This is a genomic window from Mycobacterium sp. (assembly GCF_050701675.1).
Taxonomy (GTDB): domain Bacteria; phylum Actinomycetota; class Actinomycetes; order Mycobacteriales; family Mycobacteriaceae; genus Mycobacterium.
In genome coordinates this window covers 1-4,843 of sequence record NZ_JBOGDD010000590.1, presented here as the reverse complement: position 1 = coordinate 4,843, position 4,843 = coordinate 1, and the positions used below count along the sequence as shown (strand labels likewise).

At 67.6% G+C, this 4,843-nt stretch carries 6 protein-coding genes; 5 read left to right on the top strand and 1 reads right to left on the bottom strand.

The window, feature by feature from the left end:
* From eccCb to ACRDUX_RS18195, 4 genes are all read left to right on the top strand, one after another.
* On the top strand, positions 1–1,402 hold a 1,402-nt coding region (eccCb, locus tag ACRDUX_RS18210), incomplete at its 5' end, for a type VII secretion protein EccCb (RefSeq protein WP_526415421.1).
* Positions 1,399–2,544, top strand: coding sequence for a type VII secretion-associated protein (locus ACRDUX_RS18205; RefSeq protein WP_526415420.1), 1,146 nt, complete (start codon positions 1,399–1,401; stop codon positions 2,542–2,544). The genes eccCb and ACRDUX_RS18205, both read left to right, overlap by 4 nt.
* Positions 2,545–2,617: 73 nt before the next feature.
* The gene (locus tag ACRDUX_RS18200) at positions 2,618–2,929 is read left to right on the top strand and encodes a WXG100 family type VII secretion target (RefSeq protein ID WP_526415419.1); all 312 of its coding nucleotides are present in this window, start codon (positions 2,618–2,620) and stop codon (positions 2,927–2,929) included.
* Between the two features lie 42 nt (positions 2,930–2,971).
* Positions 2,972–3,268 (top strand): WXG100 family type VII secretion target, encoded by a 297-nt coding sequence (locus tag ACRDUX_RS18195; RefSeq protein ID WP_526415418.1) that lies wholly within the window; start codon positions 2,972–2,974, stop codon positions 3,266–3,268.
* A gap of 89 nt (positions 3,269–3,357) precedes the next feature.
* Here ACRDUX_RS18195 and ACRDUX_RS18190 read toward each other — a convergent pair whose 3' ends face one another.
* The gene (locus ACRDUX_RS18190; protein ID WP_526415417.1) at positions 3,358–3,864 is read right to left on the bottom strand and encodes a DUF417 family protein; all 507 of its coding nucleotides are present in this window, start codon (positions 3,862–3,864) and stop codon (positions 3,358–3,360) included.
* A gap of 724 nt (positions 3,865–4,588) precedes the next feature.
* Here ACRDUX_RS18190 and rplM point away from each other — a divergent pair.
* On the top strand, positions 4,589–4,843 hold a 255-nt coding region (gene rplM, locus ACRDUX_RS18185; RefSeq protein WP_526415416.1), incomplete at its 3' end, for a 50S ribosomal protein L13.

Genomic DNA, 4,843 nt, shown 5'->3' with positions numbered 1-4,843 from the left:
GAAGACGACCGCGCTTCACACGCTGATCCTGGGTCTCGCGGCAACCCACGACCCCGGCGCGGTCCAGGTGTACGGGCTCGACTTCGGCGGCGGTTCACTGTCGGCGCTGCGGCTGCTGCCGCACGTCGGGGCCGTCGCAGGCAGGTTCGACCGCGACCTCGCCCGAAGGATCGTCGCCCACGTGCAGGGTCTGGTCCGCGAGCGGGACACCCTGCGACGCAGGGGTGAGGCGGAGGCCCACGGCGACACATTCCTGGTGATCGACGGTTGGGCAGTGGTGCGCCAGGAATTCGAGGGCATGGAGGAAGCCATCACGGCAGTTGCCGCGCAGGGACTCTCGGTCGGTGTCCACGTCGTCGTGGCCGCGTCACGTTGGGCCGACATCAGACCCGCGCTCAAGGATCAGCTCAACACCCGTATCGAACTGCGCCTTGGCGATCCGGCTGATTCCGAGATGGACCGCAAGCGGGCCCGGCTCCTCGGCAACCGACCGGCGGGCCACGGAATCACCCCTGACGGCCTCGAATTCGCCGTCGCCCTGCCGCGCCTGGTCACCGGCGCCTCGAACCTCGGGCCCGGCATGGGTGTGCAAGATGCCCTGCGCGCCGACGCGGCGACGGTGACGGCGCGCTACCCCGGACGCACGGCGCCGGCCGTTCGGCTGTTGCCGTCGCGGGTACGCCACGTCGACGTCGTCGCGCAGTCCGAGGGCGGGGTGGCCATCGGGCTTGGGGAGGACGACCTACGCCCCGTCACCATCGACTTCGCGGCGCTTCCGCATCTGCTGATCCTCGGTGACACCGAGTGCGGCAAGACGACGACGTTGCGGACGCTGTGTCGCGAGATCGTGCGCAACAATGACGCCGCCGCGGCCCGAATCCTCGTCGTGGACTTTCGTCGGACGATGCTCGGCGTTCTCGAGTCCGACCATCTGCTCGGCTACGCCATGTCCACTGCCTCGGCTGAGGCACACGTGGCGACCGCCGTTGGTCTGCTGAACGCGCGACTGCCCGGCGAAGGCGTCACACAGCGGCAGTTGCGCGACCGGTCCTGGTGGTCCGGACCGGAGGTCTACGTGGTCGTCGACGACTACGATCTGGTGGCGGGGGCGTCGGGCAACCCCCTGTCGCCGCTGCTCGACTTGCTGCCGCACTCAAGGGATCTCGGCCTACACCTGGTGATCGCGCGACGTTCGGGCGGCGCCTCCCGCGCCATGTTCGATCCGATCCTGGCGCGGCTGCGGGATCTCGGGTGTACCGGCCTGATGATGAGTTCGAGCCCGGATGAGGGGGTCCTGCTCGGCTCGGTGCGTCCGTCGTCGCTGGCGGCGGGCCGGGGCACGCTGATCCGGCGTGGGCAGCGCGACCACCTCGTCCAGGTTTCCTGGACGGAGCCACCGTGAGCGACGCCGTCGTCGTGGTCGGGCCCAAGGCGATCGGTGGACCGGGGGCCGTCGACCCCGAACTGGCTTCGGCGGCACTCGACGGCATCGACGACGATCTGGCGTTGGTCGAGGACCGCGTCCTGCCCGTCGACGAGCTGTGGGCAGGCGTGCTGAGATCGGCCATGGGCGGGCCGTGTGACACCGCCATGCTGATCTGCCCGTCGTGGTGGGCGAATTCGCGCGTCGACCTGGTCACCGCGGCCGCCCGCGAGTCGACGGCGAATCCAGTCGTACTCCGCAGGCCCGACCTGCTGACGTCGGATCCGATCGTGGTGGAGCTCGCACCGGAACTCGTCGTGGTGCACGCCGATGGACAACGGCACGCGATCGCACGACCGGGCCCGTCCGCGGGTGTCGTCGACGCGGTCCTCGCCTGCGTCCGAGGACTCGACGCCGTGACGATCGACGTCCCCTCGGGGCTGGCGCGCTTCGGCGCCGAGCTCTCCGTGGCGTTGCGGCGCACGGGCATCGACGTGACGACCGTCGACGATCACGCACTCGTCCGGGCGGCTCGCACGCAGCCCCGCGCCCCGCGTGTCGACGACGTCCCGGTCTGGCGTCGCGTGGCGACGCCGCGCGCCGCGGCCGTCGCGGTGGCGGTGCTGTCGGTCACCGCGTTGTCGGCAGTGGCCGTGGGAATGCGTGCCCGGCCGGTGGATGCGGGAGATGCGACGTGGCTGGTCGAAGGGCGGATCGCCGTCGAGGTCCCTGCGCGGTGGACGGTCGACCGGATCACCTCGGGGCCGGGTTCGGCTCGGCTGCAGGTGGTTTCACCGTCGGATCGGGAGGAGGTGATTCACGTCACACAGTCCGGGCTGCCGGGCACGCAGACGTTGGACGCGGCTGCCGAGACGTTGAGAGCGGCGCTGGCCGAGGAGCCCGAAGGGGTCTTCGTCGAGTTCAGTGCGCACGGCGAGCGGGCTCGCCGTCCCGCCGTGACCTACCGGGAGATCCGCCCCGACCGCCACATCGACTGGACGGTGCTGATCGATGCCGGGGTGCGCATCGCGATCGGCTGCCAAGGCGCCGCCGAGCAGCCAGGTCCGGTGCAGCAGTGCGACCGGGCGATCGGCTCGGCGCATGCGGTCGCTCGAAAGTGATTCGAAGGCAACGGAACCGGAACGCGTCGCGGTGCGTCCAATCAAACAGATGCACACAACGGAAGGATTTGCGATGACGAGTAGCGCATTGAATACCGACTTCGGCCTGATGTCGACGGTCGCGGGCAAGATCGACGGTCGCAACGAGGAGATCCGGGCGATGCTACGGACCTTCATCGGTCAGATGACCACCGTGCCGCCGTCGGTGTGGGGAGGCGTTGCGGCGGCCAGGTTCCGCGACGTCGTCGACCGCTGGAACACCGAGTCGCTCGCGTTGCACGAGTCGCTGCAGCGGATCTCCGAGACGATCCGCTTCAACGAGCGAACATTGCGCGAAGCGGCTGAGGGGCATTCGCACCGCATTGCCGCGGCCGACGCGCTGTAGCCGCCGTCAAAGCCACTGTCCACCAACACGAATGGAGCAGCGATGGATGAGGTTCTGTCATACGACTTCAACGAGATCGAATACACCGTGCGTCAGGAGATCCACAACACGTCAGGGCGGTTCAACGCGTCGCTGGACGATCTGCGCGCGCAGATAGCCCCACTGCAGGCCGTCTGGACCCGCGAGGCTGCCGAGGCCTACCGCGTCGAGCAGGCCAGATGGGACCAGTCGGCGGCCGCGCTGAACGACATCCTGATCAGCCTCGGCAACGCGGTGCGCGACGGCTCGGAGGAGGTCGCGGATACCGACCGGCGTGCGGCGGGCGCCTGGGGCTTCTAGGCGTCCCCAATGAAACTCTGTGCGGTCCCCAGCGGGAGGAGAGCTCGCTGGGGCCGCACAGTCATGCCGGTCGCCTGCCCCGGTCGTCATCAAGCCGGGGTCGCCGCGTCGTCGTGCGCCAGTGCGGCGCGAAGGGAATCCCCCAGCGTCCAGATAGCGACCCCGATCAGTACTAGATCCTTGAGAAGGAATTGCCCCGGTTGGGCCGAGAGGACCGGAAGACCTACGGCGTGGGCCACTACCACTCCCGGCGTGGTGAACAGGAAACTCAACGTACCCACGAAGAGCACGACAGCCAGGGCGCTTCCGACAATCGAGGCGCGAGGCCAGACTGGCCGCAGCGCGATGAGAAGCGCAGCGATGATCTCCATCGTGCCCAGCCCGCGGGCGACCGTAGTGGCGCTCAAGAAATGAAAGATCCAGCTCATCAGTGGGCTGTGCTCGATGAGCACCTTCGCGTCCATCTTCACGTACTTGCCGAAACCGATCCAGGCCAAGACGACGACCAACCCATAAGTAGTGACCAGGTGGCCCGCCCTTACCAGCAGCGTGGCGGTCCTCTCGTAACGGTTGGTGGTGATCGAAGCGGTCGTCACGAATTACCTTTCTTCAGAGGCAAATTGGCGCTGCCCGACGGTGCTGTCAGTGTGCGGTTTCTCGTCCCGTGGCCATCGTGGCCACGTTGAATTCCGATACGCTCAGTGTTGCGGCGCAACGCGACGATTCATTGGTCGTCTCCTGAAGTTTCGATAAAGCGATTCACCGCAAAGATCTTCATGTCGACGAATTCGTCGTCGAATGTTCTTTGAGGCGTAGTCGGTGCCGGCTCGGTCGTCCTACCGGGCCCGTTGGAGACCGTGGAATGAGTGAGGAGACGGTCGCTCAGTCGATCACCTGAAATGCATCGGGAACTCACAGTGAATGGGGACCGGCGCGTAATGCGGGCATCGGGATGGTGTGCCCACCGCACCATCGGCATCTGCCCAGCCCTGCCGTGGGCCGCCCGCCACTGTCCCGTCCAGCCCACGGTGCCGTCGGTGCCGCGCGCTATCTGAGCTGCGCCGATGACGCCGGCCGGCAGTTTCTCGGCCAGCAGCAGCGGGTGGTAGTCGGCGGCCCCGCGGACCCGCTGCTTGGGATCCAAGATGGCGTTTTGACCTGCGGTGACAGTCCCCGGTAGGCTGCTCCGTTGGCGCGCGGTGAGTCTTTGGGCTCAGCGGGTCCTCGGGTCTATGTCGGTCGCCGAGAACCCCAACCGTCCGTGCCGGACCGGCACCCGGGTCGCCCGGGACAAACCCGAGAGAGAAGAAGGTAAGCGCTGTGCCTACGTACACGCCGAAGGCCGGTGACACCACGCGCACGTGGTATGTCGTCGATGCCACCGACGTGGTCCTCGGCCGGCTCGCCGTCGCAGTGGCAACACTGCTGCGCGGCAAGCACAAGCCGACGTTCACGCCGAATGTCGACGGTGGCGACTTCGTCATCGTCATCAATGCGGACCAGATCGCCATCAGTGGCGACAAGCTCGCCAACAAGTCCGCCTACCGCCACTCGGGTTACCCCGGCGGCCTGCGC